The sequence below is a fragment of the Stenotrophomonas sp. STEN021 genome (genome assembly GCF_056760175.1).
Genome location: NZ_JBRREH010000015.1, coordinates 44,333 through 62,196, shown reverse-complemented (window position 1 = coordinate 62,196; position 17,864 = coordinate 44,333). Strand labels below are relative to the sequence as shown.

Here is a 17,864-nt window from a genome sequence, read left to right as displayed (position 1 = left end):
CATTCGTCTCTGGGAAATGCCGCGCCAGCGCAGTTCGCCGAGGCATTTCGGACAGCCCCAAATACGCCGATTTTTCTACCTTAGATCGGCTCAAGATTTGGGAGGCCGTCAGCCCCGCCCCGTTGGCTTAGCACCTGTGGCCTTAAAACGGGGAGACGTCGGGGCCTCACTAGCGAGCACATCGCGAGGCGCTACAGGCACCTGATGCTCGACTCGGTGCACGCCGAGCTCTGGGAGATGACTGGGACGAATAGGAGGGCTGCGTGATGCTACTGGCGACTGCTCTCAGGAAAGAACTTTTCTATTGCGTTGAGGCTTTCCTGGACTCCTGTTGTGGCATTCCACAGGTGGTCGTAGAACAAATCCCTATCAAGGATGATCTTGTCCATAGATTCCTGCGTCCACCCTGTGAGCCGGTTTGCAGCCTGTATGCAGTGGATAGCGCGAAGAATTCCTGGCGCTGCTCGGCTAAGTTCGTAGAGCGACGCAACGTTGCTCAGAAGTTGTTCGGGGACTTGAAGGGCAATGGTGGTACTGGAGTCCAGGGTGCCTTGATTCCTATCAGCATATTCGTCCTGCCGATTGGGATCGTCGGGATTCTCAAAGTGCCATACACGATCGAGGTTGTCGTGAAGCTCCTCGATGGATGGCCTGATGAACAAACCCAAACTTTGGGCCTTGTTCAAAGAGCTTTCTTCTTCCCGCCGAACGGCGAGGCGATGTTGGATTGCTGGGACAGCGATAGCGATGAGGATCGCAACAATGCTACCGATCGCTTGAACCCAAGCGGGAGCGTCGAAAGGTTTGGCAGCAGGGGTGCTCCCCCAGCGATAGAACAGCCCCCATGCCAAGAGGACGCCGAAGCCGGTGCACATGGCGCTGATGACGAAAAGATCGCGCCCAGTGATTGGTTCCTTCATGGATTCTGTAGCTCCCCTGATGTTGTGGGCTGGAGTGTAGGGCGAGGTCTCAATGAAATGGAGCAGGACCGTTTTCAGATCCTGTTCGATGGAATTGCCGAACACATTAGCAAGCGCTACAGCCACGTGATGCTAGACGCCGCGTACGCCAAGTTTTGGGAGATGGCTGGGACGAATCGGAGGGCTGCGTGATGTCCAGACTTCTAGTTCACAACTCTGCTTTGACACTTCGCGGACATAGGGGGGGGATTTCGCGGCCAATAGGGACAGAAAATCCCAATCAATCGAACATTTCACCGATATCTTTGATGGCTCGGTCTACATGCTCAAGGGCTTCCTTGAGAGGCTCGGAGTAATCGTCAGGCTCAGCCATATCTTCGACGAATCTGTCGAGAGGGTCGTGATAAACGCCGCCATTTGTGTAGTAGAAATCCCACTGATACAAGCGTTCGCGGGCGATTGCCGTTTTGGCAATGGCGCGCTGTATATGGGTTGCGGGCTCGCCGAGTTCGTGCAGCATGCTGAGCCTATTTCGGAGCGCTTCCGGCGGTTCGGCGAGATTTCCAGCTTCTTCCAATTTGATGTCTTCCTCCGGTCTCATTCCCGCTTCAATAGTTTCTTGAGCGGAACGGAGGTGCATTCGGAACTGCTCTATCTCAGGAAGGACCGTCAAGGCAAAGCTACGGGCGCGAATTACATCTCGCTCCTTCTCAAGCCTTCGTCCGGCGCGAAAAAGACGAATGGGGACAAAGAAAGCGACGGCGATAGCAAGGAAGCTGCCAACAGTCTGAAGAAGTGCCAGAAGGTCAATTGGCTTACCTCCATCCCTAAATCCAGCGACCAATCCCCAGCTAGCGAGCGCGCCAATCGCAGTGCCGGAGAGCAATACGGCCACGAGTTGACGCTCAGTAATTTCTTCCATGGGCACAAAGGCTTCCAAAGATCAGGTCGCGGAAGTGTAACTGACTCGATTCTTGACTCCTTGGCCGCCTGATGCGCACCAAGAACGCCAAGCAAATCACTCCGGCCGAGCAGGATCACATGGAGGCCGTGAAGTGGCTCCGCTGCAGCGTGTGCGATGCGCCGCCGCCCAGTGATGCCCACCACATCAGACAGGGCCAGCACTTCACGACCGTGGCCCTGTGCAAGGACTGCCACCAGGGCAGCTTCAATGGCTGGCACGGCCAGAAGCGCATGTGGACGGTCATGAAGATGGATGAACTCGCCGCGCTGAACGTGACTTTGCGCCGGCTCAATCAAAGGAAAGCAGCATGATCATCGTTGTTACCTGATGCCCCGGCCCAACTGAGTCTTTTCGCATGACCGCCCCGCAGCTATTCCCTAAGCCGGCCAAGCGCATGAAGCAGCCGCCCAAGGACTTCCTGCGCGAGCAGCTGGCCACTGCTGCAGACGAAATCATCCGGCTCGCAGCCAACGACAGGCAACACTCACGCACCACCCCACAGCGACGCTGGCTGGAATGCGTTAGCTGCAGGCGTGCGCGTCACCTCTGCTCTGGACGATGGCAGCGCTGAGCTTGCGCCACCAGTTTGCCGCATATGGATGCAGCCATTTGCGGGGCAAGGGTTTGCCAAACCGGGATTTACGAAGCACGCGTTCGTTGAGCCAGTCGATCTTGAATCCGGTCCACTCGGGAGCAGGAAGCATCGCCATATTGATTGAAACAGCGGGGAGCACTTCGTTCCAGAAGATGGCTTCCAGTTCTTCAAGCGAGTACTTGGACTCCGCGCAGGCGCGAGCGATGTCTGCAAGAAAGATCGACGGGTCGGTGTCCATCCAGAAATTCTGCAGGTGATCCCACACCGGGGTGCGATCCTGAATGTCTTCGTAGGGCGGCCTCATGCCAGCAAGCTACCAGATAGCTGCTCCCGTGCCGCCCGTCATCGGAGATGGTGCACACAGCACCTGCAACTTGCTTGGATCTGGATCGGGTCGCACCATGACGTGATCTTGCTACGTGCAGATGATCAGTTGCATTGCCTGCTCTTCGAACAATCAGGTTAGTCGCCGTCCAAGTCATCAGAACCAATCGCAAGGAGATAGAAAATGGAAATTTCCGTTCGTCCTGCCACTGCCGCTGACATTGAGCCGGTCGCCTCGCTGTTTGATCAATACCGACAGTTCTACAGCCAGGCTTCCAATCCCGGCTTGGCCCAGGAGTTCATTGGTGCCCGTCTGCGGGAGGGATCCTCCCTGATCCTGGTTGCTGCTGATTCCGAAGGCCACCTTCTCGGCTTCACCCAACTCTATCCGTTGTTCGATTCCGTTGGAGCCACGAAGAGCTACGTCCTCTACGACCTGTTTGTCTCTCCAGACGCCCGCCGCCTGGGCGTGGCCAGAAAACTGATGGTCGCTGCCGTTTCAGTTGCGAAGGGACTCGGTGCTGGACGCATTGAGCTGCAGACCGCGAAGGACAATGTTCCGGCGCAAAGACTCTATGAGGGTCTCGGATGGGCGCGGGACAACGACTTCTACATCTACGCCATCACACCGTAAGACCGCACCAGCAAGCGGCCCAGGATCAATCCATCCCGCCTCTGATGTCGCTATCAGCGCCAGCGACTGGTTGGCAATTCCAGGCCCTGTGAGCCCCCTCCAGCCCCTCGGCAAGGGCTTTGTCAGAAAAATCCTAGTCCAAGTAAGGTGTATCCCTCATTGAGGTAGTTATATCCCTGACAGCACCATTAAAGGCTATTGGCTGGCAGCCATCACAGCGGGTGCTGTATGGACTACGAGAAGTTGCGCGATCACTTCGACGTTCTGGCACAGCAGGTCGTGCAGGACGCTACCGCGCTTGGCGAATACGAGCGCAAACAGAAGCTGCTGGAGATGCACCAGCTTGTCGACCGCATCGTCGAAGTGGTGCCGGACGATGATGAGCAGGCCGACGTCCTGTGCAGGCTGGAAGATCTGGTGTACCGCGCCAACAGCGCCATCAATGCTGCCGAGCAACTTGAAAATCTCAGGAAGAAGTGCGCCCTGGCCTATGGCTGGTCATCGCTGGCGGACTAAGCGTCAAGCTGACCGCTACGGGATTGCGCCAACTGCGCCCCGCGCCCCGTACAGCTGCAAAACCCCACTACGCATCCAGGCGCCAACTCCGGCACCATAGCCGCCAAGGCCGCCTTCTGGCGCGCACTGGATGCAGCACGGTCAGCTTGACCGTGCTGCCATACCCACCGTCATGGATTACGGCAATGGCAGCCCAACGCGGTTCCCAGCATTCCTCTACCCGGTTGATGAAAGCCGTCGCCAACGTGTTTTTGGCAGCCTGTGCGGCCTTGCCTGCACTCGCCGGCGCCGCCGCAGCACCCGAGCGGCAAGCCAGCACACCCAAACTTGAAGGCAGCCAGCTCACGATGCTGGAGGCCGCGTTGGCGGGCTTGCCCGCCCAGCGCCCGGGCATCACCGACATCTACGTGCTCGGCGTGGCCGGCGATGCCGACGAAGACGTGTTCACCAATGAGGTCGCCTACCTGCGCGAGCTGTCAGCCAAGCGCTGGGGTGCCGAAGGCCGCATGATCAGCCTGGTCAACCAGCCCGCTCTGGGCCACGGCGGCCCGCCGCAGGTTCTGGCTACCGCCGACAGCATCGGCCATGCCCTCAAGGGACTCGGGCAGAAACTGGATCCGAATGAAGACGTGCTGTTCCTCTACCTGACCAGCCACGGCCTGCATGACAACAGCGTTTACCTGCATACCGGCCGCGACCAGGAAGACTATCTGGCACCGGCACAGCTAGCGCGGATGCTGGATCAAGCCCAGATCGGCAATGCGGTGATCGTGGTCTCGGCCTGTTTCTCTGGCGCCTTCGTCCCGGCACTGATGTCCCCGCAACGCATGGTGATCACCGCCGCGCGCAAGGACCGCCCATCCTTTGGCTGCGGCAATACCGACAGCGCCACCTGGTTTGGCCGCGCCTTCCTTGTCGAGGCCCTGAACGCCACCAATGACTTTGCCCGGGCCTACACGCTTGCGGCAGGCAACGTACGGCGCCGCGAGAAGGAGCAAGGCGAGCTCCCCTCCGAACCGCAGTTCAAGAACGGCAGGACGGTGGCTGCCGTGCTGGAACAATGGCGTGCGGGCTTGCCAGAAACAGCTGCCGTGCCCTATCCCTTCGTTTACCAGCGGCCAGCCGGGGCCAAGACCCTCACACCCAAGAGCAAGCCCGTCACCAACAATCGCAAGAACTGAATCCATTCCTTGGGCGCTGGATGAAGCCGACCGGGCTACCCATTCAGGATGGCAAGCGCCGCCGCCCGGCTTCTGCGAAAATATGGCATGACTGACTTCTCTTCCCTGCCGCTGTCGCCGGCACTCGCTCCTGGCATCGACGCGCTGGGCTATACCTCGATGACGCCGGTACAGGCGCTGGCCCTGCCGCCGATCCTGGAAGGCCGCGACGTGATCGCGCAGGCCCCGACCGGCAGCGGCAAGACCGCCGCCTTCGGCCTTGGCCTGCTCAACCGGCTCGACCTGTCCGTCAGCCGCACCCAGGCGCTGGTGCTGTGCCCTACCCGCGAACTGGCCGACCAGGTCGGCAAGCAGTTGCGCAAGCTGGCCACCGGCATCCCCAACCTGAAACTGCTGATCCTCACCGGCGGCATGCCGCTGGGCCCGCAGCTGGCCTCGCTGGAAGCGCATGACCCGCAGGTCGTGGTCGGCACCCCCGGCCGCGTGCAGGAACTGGCGCGCAAGCGTGCATTGAACCTGGGCCAGGTCCGCAGCTTCGTGCTGGATGAAGCCGACCGCATGCTCGACATGGGCTTCGAGGAGCCGATCCGCGAAATCGCCGGTCGCACCCACAAGGACCGCCAGAGCCTGCTGTTCTCGGCCACCTTCCCGGAAGCGATCCGCGAACTGGCCCGTGCCCTGCTCAACGAGCCGGCCGAAGTCACTGTCGATGGCCAGGCCGAAGCCCCGGCCATCCAGCAGCTGTTCTTTGAGACCGAGCCGGCCAACCGCCAGAAGGCACTCGGCGGCTTGCTGCTGAGGTATACGCCGGAATCGGCGGTGGTGTTCTGCAACACCCGCAAGGATGTCGACGAAGTGGCCAACTCGCTGCGCCAGTTCGGCTTCTCGGCGTTGGCGCTGCATGGCGACATGGAACAGCGCGACCGCGACGAAGTGCTGATGCAGTTCTCCAACCGCAGCTGCAACGTGCTGGTCGCCAGTGACGTGGCCGCACGCGGCCTGGACGTGGAAGACCTGGCTGCGGTGGTCAACTACGAGCTGCCGACTGACATCGACACCTACCAGCACCGCGTAGGCCGTACCGGCCGTGCCGGCCGCAACGGCCTGGCATTGAGCCTGGTTGCCGGCCGCGAGCGCAGCCGTGCCGACGCACTGGAAACACAGCAGGGCAAACCGCTGAACTGGCAGAAGACCCCGCTGGCAACCGCGCGTCCGGCAGAACTGCCGCAGGCGGCAATGACCACCCTGCGCATCGACGGCGGCAAGACCGACAAGCTGCGTGCTGGCGATATCCTCGGTGCACTGACGGGTGATGCCGGGCTGTCGGCCAAGGCGATCGGCAAGATCGACATCTTCCCGACCCGCTCCTATGTGGCCATTGCCCGTGAGCAGGTTGGCAAGGCTTTGGCCCGCCTTGAAGCTGGCAAGATCAAGGGCAAGCGTTTCCGCGTTCGCAAGATGTAAGCAGGCGCCGGCCCAGCCCGGCGCTTGAACGCATATATGTCCACACGGCCTGATCCCGGCACTTCCAGTTCTACTGGAGACACGCATGCCACGGTGTTCCCGTGGCCTGCGGTATGTGCCGGCTGGCTGTTGCTGACCCTGGTCACCTTGCCAGCAGTGCAGCTGACCGGGCCAGCGGCAGGCAGCACCACACCAGCCTCACTGGCTCGCTCGCTGCTGTTCCTGCTCGGCATCTACAGTCCCTGGCTGCTGGCAACACCTGCTCTTTGGCAACTGTGCGCGCGCTGGCCGCTGGGCATGGGCAGCGACGCCCAAGCAGCGGGCAAGCTGTTGGCAGCCGGCATCTGCATCATTCCGGCGCTGTCGCTGACGGGTTGGATGTTTGGTTATCACCTCTCGCAGTTGGCGCTGCCTCGCGCGCTGCCGGACAACTGGCTGCACGCGGTCATCGCCACCAGTCTGTTTGCGCTGCCAACCTACATCGGGGCTATCAGCATCGGTCAGACACTGGCCTATATCCGCCGCTATCGCCGCCGTGGCGAGCTGCTGGCGCAGGCACGCGAGCAAGCATTGCGGGCACGCCTGAATCACCACTTCCTGTTCAACGCACTCAATGCGATCGGCGCGCTGGGTTATCGCGATGCAGAGCGCGCCGACGCTGCCTTGGCGCAGCTGGGTGAGTTGCTACGCAACCTGCTGCAGAGCGAACCGTTCGTCGCCCTGCGCGAAGAAGTGGCGCAGGCGATGGCCTTCATCGAACTGCAGCGACTGCTGCAACAACAGCCCGTGCAGGTGCAACTGCAGGCCAGCGCCGATGCATGGGATGCGCGCGTGCCCAGCCTGCTGCTGCAGCCATTGATCGAGAACGCTGTGCGCTTCGCCAGCAGCTCGGACGCGGACGACGCCATGATCAGCCTGCAGTTCGAGTCACGCGATGATCTGCTTCACCTGCAGATCCGCAACCCGCTTGGCGACGCTGCCGCCGGCATGGGGATAGGCCTGCAAGCCAGCCGCGAACGCCTGCAGGCTATCTACGGCCCGCGCGCCAAGCTGCATGCGCAACGCGACGGTGCGCACTACCAGGTCAGCATCCGGCTACCGCTTGCCCGCAGCGAGCCCACCGCATGATCCGCACCCTGCTGATCGACGACGTCGCACTGGCCCGCGAAAAGCTGCGACACCTGCTGGGCGCACATGCCGATATCCAGATAGTCGGCGAAGCGCCCAGCATCGCCCAGGCCCGTTCGCTGCTGGCTGCCGAACCGGTCGAGCTGTTGTTGCTGGACATCCAGCTGCCCGATGAAGATGGCCTGCAGCTCGCGCGCAGCCTGGCCGCGCCTGCACCGGCGGTCATCTTCACCACCGCCCATGCAGAACATGCACTGGCCTCCTACGAACTGGGCGCGGTCGATTACCTGCCCAAGCCACTGGATGCCAACCGTCTTGCCGTCGCACTGGACCGGCTGCGCAGGCATCTGGCACGCGAGACCATCAACCCGCTGGCACCGCTATGCATCCGCAATGGCAGCCGCAGCGACTACGTGCCCCCCACCGACATCGACTACATCGACAGCGCCGGCCATTACGCCTGCCTGCATGTCGGCAAGCAGGTGCACCTGCTGCGCGAGAGCATTGGCCGGCTCGCAGAGCAATTGGCGCCGGCCGGCTTCGTGCAGGTGCAGCGCGCGGTAATCGTCAATTGCGCACGCGTGCGCTGTCTGCTGCCACGCCGCAATGGCGATGCGACGTTGGAACTGCTGGATGGCACCAAGCTGCCGTTGAGCCGGATTCATCGCGAAGCATTTGAAGCGAAGATGCATCAGCGCAGCTGATCACGCATCGCGCACGGCTCATGCCAAGCCCGGCACGGCCTGCGCCATTGGTGGCGTCCAGCTGTTCCGTTGCATTTCCAGCAGCGGCAACATCGCGGGCCGCTCCTCGCTCACCGCACCCATGCTCAAGCATCTCCTGCTTCCGCTGCTGCTCAGCTGCAGCTCCCTGGCCCTTGCCGCCGAACTGCGCGTACATCCCGTGGACGGCCCAGCCGATCAACCGGTGCAGATCAGTGTTACCGGGCTGCTGCCAAGCCAAGCGGTGAAACTGCAGCTCTCCATGCAGGACAGCAACGGCAACCGCTGGCTGGCGCATGCCAACTACCGTGCCGATCACAACGGCATCGCCGATACCGCCACTGCTGGCGCCGAGGCCGGCAGCTACGCAGGTGTCGATGCGACGGGATTGTTCTGGTCGATGCGGCCGGAATCGGGCAAGGGCCGACCCACGCCACTGCCCATGCGCAATGAAGCCAACGGCCTGCGCCATGCGCCAGCGACGATGCAATTGGAGGCTTTCGTCGATGGTAAACGGATCGGCCAACAGACATTGCTACGGCGGATCAACGCGGCGGACGTCATTGCCACGCCATTGCAACTGCACGGCGTGGTGGGAAATCTTTATCACCCTGCAGGAGCCCTGGACGATGGCCGCCAACATCCTGTCGTGATCACCCTGGGCGGCGCCGAAGGCGGCATCGATACCGCGAATCTGTATGCCGCCTGGTTGGCGTCCAACGGTTTCGTCGCAGTAGCTGTCGCCTATTACCGGATGCCCGGACTGCCCAAGGATCTGATCCGCGTCCCCATCGACCCGGTCAGCGACACGGTCGACTGGCTGCGCGCCCAGCCCTTTGCCGGCAAGGTCGGGGTGATGGGCGGTTCCTGGGGCGGCATCGTGGCGATGGCGGCCGCCGCGCATGATCCGCGCCTGCAGGCAGCGGTGTCGTGGGTAGGCAGTCCTGCGCCATTCCGCGGCATCCGCCGTGATGTGCCGCCTGCCGACTTCCGCGCCGTGGATGAGCCCGCATTGAGCGTTGCTGGCCGCGATCTGCCGTTCTTGCCCTACGTGGAACAGTTCAACTGGAATCAACCTGGCGCGCACGCAGCAGCATTGGAGCAGGCAATGCTGCCGATCGAACGCATCAACGGGCCGCTACTACTGGTCGCAGGTGGCGACGACCAGCTCGGTGTTTCCGGCGAGATGGCGGCATTGGCGATGCAACGCCTGAAGCGCCGCAGCGCGCCGCAAGCGGACGCCCTGCTGTACTACTCCGACGCAGGCCACCTGATCACGCCCTTCCTGCAGCCCACCACCTTCCGCAGCGACACCGGCCCTTACATCCCGGTTGGCGGCACGGCCGAAGGCTATGCCCGCGCCGACCGGGAAAGCGGCCCGGCAGTATTGGCATTCCTGCGTCAGGCGTTGGCCGAAGGGGACATCCGGCTGACCCGCTGAATCCGCTTCAGGCAGCGCGAGCGCGTAGCAACACTCGGAATGCCGCGCCAACAACCGCTACGCTGGCTGCGCCGAACAGCGCCAGCGCAGTGGTCTCGCCCACGCCACGATGGATCAGCAGCAGGTACACGCCGACGCAGCTTGCCTGTGCAAACAAGGGCCAGGCAACACGGCGAAGACCGCTGCGGAACACGCGCCAGACCAGTACCGCACTCAACAACCAGCCGCAGGCAAACGCCACCGGGTCCAGTGCTGGTGAGAATTCGTACACATTGCAGATCACGAACCACGCGCTCCAGCCCAGCAGCGCCAGCAGCAGTGCCAGTCCACCCAACACCCGCAAGGCGCGCATCAGGCAAACACCGCCACACTCTGGCGGCCGCGCATCACCACCCGGCCCTGCTCATCCCAGGCCTGCATGTCCTGCGACGAATAGCCGTCACCCGCATGTTGGCTGAAGGAACGCAGCAGGAACCATTCGCCCTGCGGCGCAGGCTCAAGCAGCTCCACGTTCCAGGTGATGGAGCTGATCGGCGCAGGGGCCCTGAAACTGGTGAATGCTGCTGGCGGCATCGCATCGCCCATCGCGATCAGGGCTACCGCGGGATCTACTCCACTGGCATCCCGATGGCGGATCCAGGTCAACAACTCGGGAACCTCCGCAGCAGACACCGGCATCGCACCACCGGCAGGACGCACCTGGAAGTTCTGGGTAAAAGCCGGCGCGAACGGCATCGCCGCCATATCGAAATCGCGGTACGCGGCAGGTCCCTTGGCCGGCAACTCGCCCGCGAAATCATGCGCGATCGCGCTTTCGCGGGCGCGCCCGAACACCAGCGACAAACGTGCCGCCAAGGCGTCATCGGAGTACACGTCCACACCGACATTCACCACCGACTTGCCCTCGCGCAGCACCGCCGGAACGAAGCGCAGCAGGCCGGCTGCAGGCCCAATGAAGGTCACCTGCATCGCGCGCAACGGCGGCAACGCGCCTGCATGGCCTTGCATCGCCGCGGCCACCGCCAGCGCGCTGAGCACGCCGCCGTAGGCGGTGCGCCCCTGTCGCCAACTGTCAGGGAGCAGCAGCCCTTGCTCACCATCGAAGGAAGACAGCAGCTCGCTCAACGTCGGCATTCGGGACTCCGCAGATTGGGGGGATCAGGTACTCAGTAAACCAGTGTAGCGGCCAGTGGCAAACCAACAGGCCAGCGCTCACGGCCACCAAGGCCGTCCAGCTCCACCAATACCGCGCCGCCAACAACCTGCGCCTCAAGCTGCGCAGCCAATTGCAACGCGGCAAGCAAGGTACCGCCGGTGGCCAGCACGTCATCGACCAGCAGCACGCGCGCACCCGGTGGAGTTGCGCCGACACTGACCTCGATGCGATCGGTGCCATATTCCAGTGCGTATTCCTGCTTCAAGGTCGCGCCCGGCAGCTTGCCCGGCTTGCGCACCGGTACGAAGCCCACGCCCAGCTCCAGGGCCAGCGCGGTGCCGAGAATGAAGCCGCGCGCCTCAACACCAAGTACCGCATGCAGGCCAGCATCACGCCAGGGCTCGGCCATGGCCTGGACAGCGGCACGGAAGCAGGCGCCATCACCCAGCAGCGGGATGATGTCCTTGAACAGGATGCCGGGCTTGGGGAAATCAGCGATGTCGCGGATCGGGCGCGACCACTCGGGGTAGGCAGGAGAAGTCATATCAGTCATTCGTGGAGAGGTGCTCAGGAGCTGCACGACAGCATCGAGCAGCCGGCGCGGTCACGTGCCCATTCCGGGCGTTTACCGGCAAATGCCTCGCGCCCGGGTTGTTCGTCGTAAGGATGCCGCATCACGTCCATCAAGTCCGTGATTCCGGCCAGATCGCCTTGTTCGGCACGGTCGATGGCCTGCTGTGCCAGCCAGTTGCGCAGCACATATTTCGGATTTGCCGCCTGCATGGCATCACGGCGCTGTTGCGGAGGCTGCCCAGCGGTCCGGACCCGCGCAGCGTAGCGCTGCAGCCAGTCGGTCAGTGCGGGCAGCACCCGTTCACGGGCAGCGGGCGAGTAGAAAGCCTGCTCCAACGGGGCAATCTCCGGCGCGTCGATATCAATCGACGCAAGCGCGCGAAACGCCAGCGTCATGTCCATCTCGCCTTCCTGCAGCAGCTGTTGGAGCTGCGTCATCAGTTGGGTGTCGCCCTCGCGGAATTCGCCCAGCCCAAGCTTGGCAACGAGGTGCGCGCGCTCTTCGGCTTCATAGCGCTGACGGAAACCGTCCAATCCAGCCTGCAACGGTGCAACCTCGGCAAACAAGGGCGACAGCGCCTGCGCCAATCGCACCAGGTTCCAGTACGCCACCTGCATCTGCGTGCCAAAGCGGTAGCGGCGGCCCTGTGCATCGGTGGTGTTCGGCGTCCAGTCCGGATCGTAGTCCTCGACCCAGCCGTAGGGACCGTAGTCCAGGGTCAAGCCAAGAATGGACATGTTGTCGGTGTTCATCACCCCGTGCACGAAACCGACCCGCATCCACTGCGCCACCATCACCGCGGTGCGCGTGCAGACCTGTGCAAACCAGTCGGCGTACAACGCCTCGCCGCTGCCCTGCAGTTCAGGGAAATCACGGGCGATGCAGAAATCGACCAGTTGCCGCAGCAGCGCCACATCACCGCGCGCCGACGGCAGCTCGAATGTGCCGAAGCGGATGAACGACGGCGCGACCCGGCACACCACCGCACCGGGTTCGGCCTGCGGATGGCCGTCGTAGAACATGTCACGTACCACCGTATCGCCGGTGCCGACCAGGCTCAGCGCACGGGTGGTGGGCACACCGAGATGGTGCATGGCTTCGGAACACAGGAACTCACGCAATGACGAACGCAGCACCGCTCGGCCATCGGCGCCCCGCGAATACGGAGTCGGGCCAGCACCTTTGAGCTGCAGCTCCCAGCGCTTGCCATCAGCCAGCAACTCGCCCAGGGAGATGGCACGGCCATCGCCCAGCTGCCCGGCCCAATGGCCGAACTGATGGCCGCCGTAATTGGCCGCCCACGGCTGCATGCCCGCAAACAAGGCGTTGCCACCGAACACCTCGGAGAATTCCGGACTGCTGACCGTTGCCGGGTCGAAGCCAAGCAGCTCTGCGACCTCGGCCGAGTACGCCAGCAGGTGTGGCGCAGCCACCGGCGTCGGCATCACCGCCGACCATGCGGCACCCACTACCTCGCGGCGGCGCGCGCCGGTTTCAGGGTCGCCGGGCAGCTCGCGCCGGAAGCGGTTATCAAATTGCGAGGACGTGTCGTTCATTGCCTCAACGTGGGGGCTGGCCGGTCCCGCTGCAAGCTTGGCCCGCCGTACTCAGCGAGAGCCGCCGATCAGATCCAAGGCACCGCCACGCTGCTCGGCACGCTGATAGGCCGGTCGTTCGGCAATGCGGGCCAGGAAGGCCTGCAGCTTCGGGTAGTCGGTCATGGGGCCGGCGCGGACTGCCGCCGCCTGGAGCGGGAAACTCATCTGGATATCCGCCGCACTGAAGCGTTCGCCGGCAAACCAGGTGGACTGTGCCAGGGCCTGCTCCATCCAGTTCAGGTGCAGACGCAGCTGCGGGCTGATGAAACTCTTCATCACCTTGTCGACGATGCTGTGGGCAATCGGCCTGGCGAAAAATGGCAATGGCGCCTTGCGTACTTTCGCGAACACCAGGCTCATCACCAGCGGTGGCATCGCCGAGCCTTCGGCGTAATGCATCCAATAGTGATAGTGCAGACGCTCCGGCGCCTCCACTGGCAAGGGTTGCGGCGACAGGCGGCGCTGCAGGTCATAACGGTCGGCCAGGTACTCGAGGATGGCCCCGGATTCGGCCAGGATCAGCGTGTCGTCCTGCAGTACCGGCGACTTGCCCAGCGGGTGGACCTTGCGCAATTCCGCCGGTGCCAGCCAGGTCCTGGGGTCACGCTTGTAACTGACCAGCTCGTAGTCCAGGCCTAGCTCTTCCAGCATCCACAGCACACGCTGCGAACGCGATTGTTCCAGATGGTGCACCGTGATCATCGCTGGCTCCGGCTTCATTCAATCGACATCGAAGCCGCATCCTAACCAAGGCCAGCAGAACCCAGCATCACTCCGCTATGACGTCGCGCTGGAAAAAACACAAACAAAAACGCCGGAAGCTTTCGCTTCCGGCGTTCCAAGCAACCTTACGGTAGCAAGGGGTCGATTAGACCGCCTGCACCTGGTCAGCCTGCATACCCTTCTGGCCCTGCACGGCGACGAAGGTCACCTTCTGGCCTTCCTGCAGCGACTTGAAGCCGTTGCCCTGGATGGCGCGGAAATGCACGAACAGGTCCGGGCCGCTTTCCGGGGTGATGAAGCCGAAGCCCTTAGCGTCGTTGAACCACTTGACAGTGCCGGTCTGACGATCAGACATGTACTAACTCCTGAAACATAAGTTGAAATAATCGCGGCCACCGGGTATCGGGGCCGAGACTGAGTTGCAGGCGTTGGTAAAGCGGATCGATGAGCCGATCAAGAAGATCAACTGCATCAGGCCACGATTCACGGTGACCCTTGCAAGCACAGTGGGATGGACGATACGCCGCTTTGTTCCAAAAAGCGATATTTGCCGCATTCAGAAACCCGATAGGGTTCAGTTCGGCAATTAAGTTGCTGAAATCAGTCAATTTTCTGGCGATAGCCCGATAACAGCAAAGTCGGCAAATCCAATAGACTGCGCGGCATGAGCCCTGAAGACGCCGTTTCCGCCACCCGTCAGGCCACCCAGATCTGGGTCGATGCCGATGCCTGCCCCGTGGTGATCAAGGAGATCCTGTTCCGCGCCGCCGAACGGGCCAAGGTCGACACCGTACTGGTCGCCAACCAGTGGCTGCGCACCCCGCCCTCGCGCTTCATCCGTGCCATCCAGGTGCCGGGCGGGCCGGATGTTGCCGACGACGCGATCGCCGAACGGGTCAACGCCGGCGACCTGGTCGTCACCCAGGACATTCCGTTGGCAGCGCGTGTACTGGAGAAGAAGGCTGTCGCGCTGAATCCACGCGGCGAGCTCTATACCGCCAACACCATCGCTGAGCGACTGTCGGTACGCAACTTCATGGAAGAACTGCGCGGCGCCGGCATCCAGACCGGCGGTCCGGCCAGCTTGCACGCGCGTGATCGTCAGGCCTTTGCCGCGCAGCTGGACCGCTGGCTTGCGCAGCGCCGCTGAAACTCACGGCAGCTCACGCAAACTGCGAAATTCCCGTAGCTCGCCGTTGAGCGGATCGGCGAACGCCAATCGCCGCGCCAGCAGCTGCAGTGGCTGCCGATAGTCATCCGGTGCGCGTTCAATCAGCTGCGGGTAGACGTCGTCACCGACGATCGGCGCGCCCAGCGCCGCCATATGCACACGCAGCTGGTGCTTGCGCCCGCTCACCGGCTCCAGCACATAGCGCCAGACATCACTACGCCGTTCGATGACATCCACCCGGCTCAGCGCGTTGGCCTGGCCCGCCAGCTCTGCCATGCGGAAGAACGGCTCGCCACGGCCAATGCGGCTACTGCGCTGCAGCGGGAACTGCAGCGTCGGCAAGGCCGGGGCCAGGGCCTCGTAACCTTTGTCGATGCGGCGCTCTGCAAACAGCCGCTGGTAGGCCGCGCGCGTATCCGGGTTGCAGGAAAACAACACCAACCCGGCGGTGCCGCGATCAATCCGGTGCAGCGGCACCAGCTCGCGATTGCCGGTGCTGGCGATCAGACGCGCAAGCAGGGTCTGCCGCACAAAGCGGCCGGCCGGGGTGACTGGCAGGAAATGCGGTTTGTCGGCCACCAGCAGATGCTCATCCTGGTGCAGGATCTGTTCGGCGAATGGCACTTCCGGCTCGTCGGCAACCTCACGGAAGTACTGGATCTCCTGCCCTGCCCGCCACGGCTGCGTCGGCAACAGCGGCTGGCCATCGCTGCCCAGCACCCGTCCGCGCGCAAACCGGTCCAGCCATTGCGCCGGGCTTATCGCCGGAAACCGCGCACACAACCCCTCCAACAGACTGGTCCACAGGCCTGGCGCGAGTTGCAGACGGCTGGGCAGATCACGATCAGGCACGTTGAGACGGGTCCGTTGCGGGGCCAGGCATTATGATGGGCGGTCTTTGTACCCGGTATTCCCATGGCCCTCACCGCCACCATCCGCAAGGCCGAGCTGCAGATCAGCGACATGGACCGCGGCTATTACGCAACCCATAACCTGACCCTGGCCCAGCATCCCTCCGAAACCGACGAGCGCCTGATGGTGCGCCTGCTCGCCTTCGCCCTCAATGCCGAGGACCGGCTGGAATTCGGCAAGGGCCTGAGCAGCGAGGACGAGCCGGACCTGTGGCAGCTGGATTACACCGGCGACATCGAGCAGTGGATCGATCTGGGCCACCCCGACGAATCGCGCGTGCGCAAGGCCTGCAACCGCAGCCGCCGCGTGCAGATCGTCAACTACGGCGGCAACGCCTCCGATATCTGGTGGCAGAAGCAGGGCAAGCACCTGACCCGTTTCAACAATCTGTCGGTGGTCGACCTGCCGTCCGCGTTCGTCGAACGCTGGGGCGAGCTGGTGCAGCGGGCAATGCGCTTCAGCGTGCTGATCCAGGATGGCGAGGTGCAGATCATCAATGATCACATCCAGCTCGACGTTGTCCCGGTCTGGCGCAAGCGCCCGGCGGAGTAAGCAGTAGTGGCAGACAAGGCAATCCGCTGCGACGTACTGGTGATCGGCGCTGGTGCTGCCGGGCTGATGTGTGCACTCACCGCCGGCCAGCGCGGCCGCATCGTGCAGGTGATCGACCATGCCAACAAGGTTGGCAAGAAGATCCTGATGTCCGGCGGCGGCCGCTGCAACTTCACCAATACCGGCACCACCCCAGCGAACTTCATTTCGAACAACCCGCATTTCTGCAAATCGGCACTGGCGCGCTATACGCCGGCCGATTTCATCGAGATGGTCGAACGCCACGGCATCGCCTATCACGAGAAGGAACTGGGCCAGCTGTTCTGCGACATCTCGTCCAAGCAGATCGTAAAGATGCTGCTGGACGAATGCTCCGACGCAGGCGTGCAGATCCGCACCGACTGCGGCGTGCAACAGATCGAACGTAGCGCCGATGGCTTCCGCGTACGTACCGCGCAGGGCCTGTTCCACAGTGCTTCTGTAGTGATCGCCACCGGTGGCCTGTCGATCCCCAGCATGGGTGCCAGCGGCTTCGGCTACGAGGTGGCACGCAACTTCGGCCATGAGCTGCTACCGACCCGCGCCGGTCTGGTGCCGCTGACCCTGAGCGGCACCCACCAGCAGCGCTTTGCCGAGCTCAGCGGCGTTGCACTGCCGGTGGAGGCACGCTGCAATGGCCAGAGCTTCCGCAACTTCATGCTGATCACCCACCGCGGCGTCAGCGGCCCGGCGATCCTGCAGATTTCCTCCTACTGGCAGCCGGGCAACGACCTGCGGCTGGACCTGCTGCCCGATCGCGATGCAGCACAATGGCTGCGGCAGATGAAGCGCGAACGCGGCGCCTCCGAGCTGCGTACCGTGCTGTCGGAGGTCATGCCGCGACGGCTGGCCCTGCGCCTGTGCGAGCAATGGCTGAAGGACAAGCCGATGCGGCAGATGGACGAGCCCGAACTCAAGGCCGCCGCCGGCCTGCTGTCCGACTTCCCGCTGGTAGCCAGCGGCACCGAGGGCTACCGCACCGCCGAGGTCACCCTGGGCGGTGTGGATACGCGCAAGGTCTCTTCATCGACGATGGAGTCACAACTGGTGCCCGGCCTGCACTTTGTCGGCGAGGTACTGGACGTGACCGGCTGGCTGGGCGGCTACAACTTCCAGTGGGCCTGGGCTTCCGGGCGCGCTGCCGGCATGGCGGCATAAGCGGCCGCCGCACCTCGTTCGCGCCGGGATTTCATCCGGCGGTGACGCCCGGCACGTCCAAGCACACTACCCTTCGATATGCGCCCCGGCCC

Annotated in this window: 21 protein-coding genes; 11 read left to right on the top strand and 10 right to left on the bottom strand. The window is 63.1% G+C overall.

All coding sequences use genetic code 11. The features are described 5' to 3' along the window. Positions 1-269 precede the first annotated feature (269 nt). Complete coding sequence (locus ACVOL0_RS05080) at positions 270-1,046, bottom strand: hypothetical protein (RefSeq protein WP_481548155.1); 777 nt, start codon at positions 1,044-1,046, stop codon at positions 270-272. Between the two features lie 154 nt (positions 1,047-1,200). After that, entirely contained in the window at positions 1,201-1,842 is a 642-nt protein-coding gene (locus tag ACVOL0_RS05075) for a hypothetical protein (protein WP_481548154.1), read from the bottom strand. A 71-nt stretch (positions 1,843-1,913) separates the two neighbouring features. Here ACVOL0_RS05075 and ACVOL0_RS05070 point away from each other — a divergent pair, with 71 nt between their 5' ends. Next, a complete protein-coding gene (locus ACVOL0_RS05070; protein WP_481548153.1) occupies positions 1,914-2,195 on the top strand; it encodes a hypothetical protein in 282 nt (93 codons plus the stop codon). A 210-nt stretch (positions 2,196-2,405) separates the two neighbouring features. Here ACVOL0_RS05070 and ACVOL0_RS05065 read toward each other — a convergent pair whose 3' ends face one another. Then, positions 2,406-2,783 (bottom strand): DUF7079 family protein, encoded by a 378-nt coding sequence (locus ACVOL0_RS05065; protein ID WP_481548152.1) that lies wholly within the window; start codon positions 2,781-2,783, stop codon positions 2,406-2,408. A 204-nt stretch (positions 2,784-2,987) separates the two neighbouring features. Between ACVOL0_RS05065 and ACVOL0_RS05060 the strand changes: the two genes are divergently transcribed. From ACVOL0_RS05060 to ACVOL0_RS05030, 7 genes are all read left to right on the top strand, one after another. After that, the gene (locus ACVOL0_RS05060; RefSeq protein WP_481548151.1) at positions 2,988-3,437 is read left to right on the top strand and encodes an N-acetyltransferase family protein; all 450 of its coding nucleotides are present in this window, start codon (positions 2,988-2,990) and stop codon (positions 3,435-3,437) included. A gap of 228 nt (positions 3,438-3,665) precedes the next feature. Beyond that, positions 3,666-3,953, top strand: coding sequence for a hypothetical protein (locus tag ACVOL0_RS05055; RefSeq protein WP_481533380.1), 288 nt, complete (start codon positions 3,666-3,668; stop codon positions 3,951-3,953). Positions 3,954-4,138: 185 nt separating this feature from the next. Further along, on the top strand, positions 4,139-5,134 hold the full coding sequence (locus ACVOL0_RS05050) for a C13 family peptidase (protein ID WP_481548150.1): 996 nt from the start codon (positions 4,139-4,141) through the stop codon (positions 5,132-5,134). An 87-nt stretch (positions 5,135-5,221) separates the two neighbouring features. After that, complete coding sequence (gene dbpA, locus ACVOL0_RS05045; protein ID WP_481548149.1) at positions 5,222-6,598, top strand: ATP-dependent RNA helicase DbpA; 1,377 nt, start codon at positions 5,222-5,224, stop codon at positions 6,596-6,598. A gap of 36 nt (positions 6,599-6,634) precedes the next feature. Next, on the top strand, positions 6,635-7,726 hold the full coding sequence (locus tag ACVOL0_RS05040) for a sensor histidine kinase (RefSeq protein WP_481548148.1): 1,092 nt from the start codon (positions 6,635-6,637) through the stop codon (positions 7,724-7,726). Beyond that, positions 7,723-8,430 carry a LytR/AlgR family response regulator transcription factor gene (locus ACVOL0_RS05035; protein WP_481548147.1) on the top strand — a complete coding sequence of 236 codons (708 nt, stop codon included), beginning with the start codon at positions 7,723-7,725 and terminating at the stop codon, positions 8,428-8,430. The genes ACVOL0_RS05040 and ACVOL0_RS05035 overlap by 4 nt, the downstream gene beginning before the upstream one ends. A 121-nt stretch (positions 8,431-8,551) precedes the next feature. Beyond that, positions 8,552-9,889: an acyl-CoA thioesterase/bile acid-CoA:amino acid N-acyltransferase family protein gene (locus ACVOL0_RS05030; RefSeq protein ID WP_481548146.1), complete on the top strand. Its 1,338-nt coding sequence runs from the start codon at positions 8,552-8,554 to the stop codon at positions 9,887-9,889. A 7-nt stretch (positions 9,890-9,896) separates the two neighbouring features. On the opposite strand, the gene ACVOL0_RS05025 is transcribed toward ACVOL0_RS05030, so the two are convergent. The 6 genes from ACVOL0_RS05025 to ACVOL0_RS05000 form a co-directional block, all read right to left on the bottom strand. Further along, complete coding sequence (locus ACVOL0_RS05025) at positions 9,897-10,241, bottom strand: hypothetical protein (RefSeq protein WP_481548145.1); 345 nt, start codon at positions 10,239-10,241, stop codon at positions 9,897-9,899. Then, the gene (locus ACVOL0_RS05020; protein ID WP_481548144.1) at positions 10,241-11,023 is read right to left on the bottom strand and encodes a thioesterase family protein; all 783 of its coding nucleotides are present in this window, start codon (positions 11,021-11,023) and stop codon (positions 10,241-10,243) included. Before ACVOL0_RS05020 ends, ACVOL0_RS05025 begins: the two co-directional genes overlap by 1 nt. Positions 11,024-11,055: 32 nt before the next feature. Further along, the gene (locus ACVOL0_RS05015) at positions 11,056-11,598 is read right to left on the bottom strand and encodes an adenine phosphoribosyltransferase (protein WP_481548143.1); all 543 of its coding nucleotides are present in this window, start codon (positions 11,596-11,598) and stop codon (positions 11,056-11,058) included. Positions 11,599-11,612: 14 nt separating this feature from the next. Continuing rightward, the gene (locus tag ACVOL0_RS05010; protein WP_481548142.1) at positions 11,613-13,175 is read right to left on the bottom strand and encodes a protein adenylyltransferase SelO; all 1,563 of its coding nucleotides are present in this window, start codon (positions 13,173-13,175) and stop codon (positions 11,613-11,615) included. 51 nt (positions 13,176-13,226) lie between these two features. Further along, positions 13,227-13,919, bottom strand: coding sequence for a glutathione S-transferase family protein (locus tag ACVOL0_RS05005; RefSeq protein ID WP_481548141.1), 693 nt, complete (start codon positions 13,917-13,919; stop codon positions 13,227-13,229). Between the two features lie 166 nt (positions 13,920-14,085). After that, positions 14,086-14,295 (bottom strand): cold-shock protein, encoded by a 210-nt coding sequence (locus tag ACVOL0_RS05000; RefSeq protein WP_054659637.1) that lies wholly within the window; start codon positions 14,293-14,295, stop codon positions 14,086-14,088. Between the two features lie 309 nt (positions 14,296-14,604). Between ACVOL0_RS05000 and ACVOL0_RS04995 the strand changes: the two genes are divergently transcribed. Next, positions 14,605-15,090 carry a YaiI/YqxD family protein gene (locus ACVOL0_RS04995; protein ID WP_481548140.1) on the top strand — a complete coding sequence of 162 codons (486 nt, stop codon included), beginning with the start codon at positions 14,605-14,607 and terminating at the stop codon, positions 15,088-15,090. A 3-nt stretch (positions 15,091-15,093) separates the two neighbouring features. On the opposite strand, the gene ACVOL0_RS04990 is transcribed toward ACVOL0_RS04995, so the two are convergent. Beyond that, positions 15,094-15,963: a pseudouridine synthase gene (locus ACVOL0_RS04990; protein WP_481548139.1), complete on the bottom strand. Its 870-nt coding sequence runs from the start codon at positions 15,961-15,963 to the stop codon at positions 15,094-15,096. Between the two features lie 63 nt (positions 15,964-16,026). On the opposite strand from ACVOL0_RS04990, the gene ACVOL0_RS04985 reads away from it, so the two are divergent. Both ACVOL0_RS04985 and ACVOL0_RS04980 read left to right on the top strand, forming a co-directional pair. Beyond that, entirely contained in the window at positions 16,027-16,575 is a 549-nt protein-coding gene (locus tag ACVOL0_RS04985; protein ID WP_481548138.1) for a YaeQ family protein, read from the top strand. Positions 16,576-16,581: 6 nt separating this feature from the next. Continuing rightward, a complete protein-coding gene (locus ACVOL0_RS04980; protein WP_481548137.1) occupies positions 16,582-17,772 on the top strand; it encodes a BaiN/RdsA family NAD(P)/FAD-dependent oxidoreductase in 1,191 nt (396 codons plus the stop codon). The last annotated feature ends 92 nt before the right edge of the window (positions 17,773-17,864 follow it).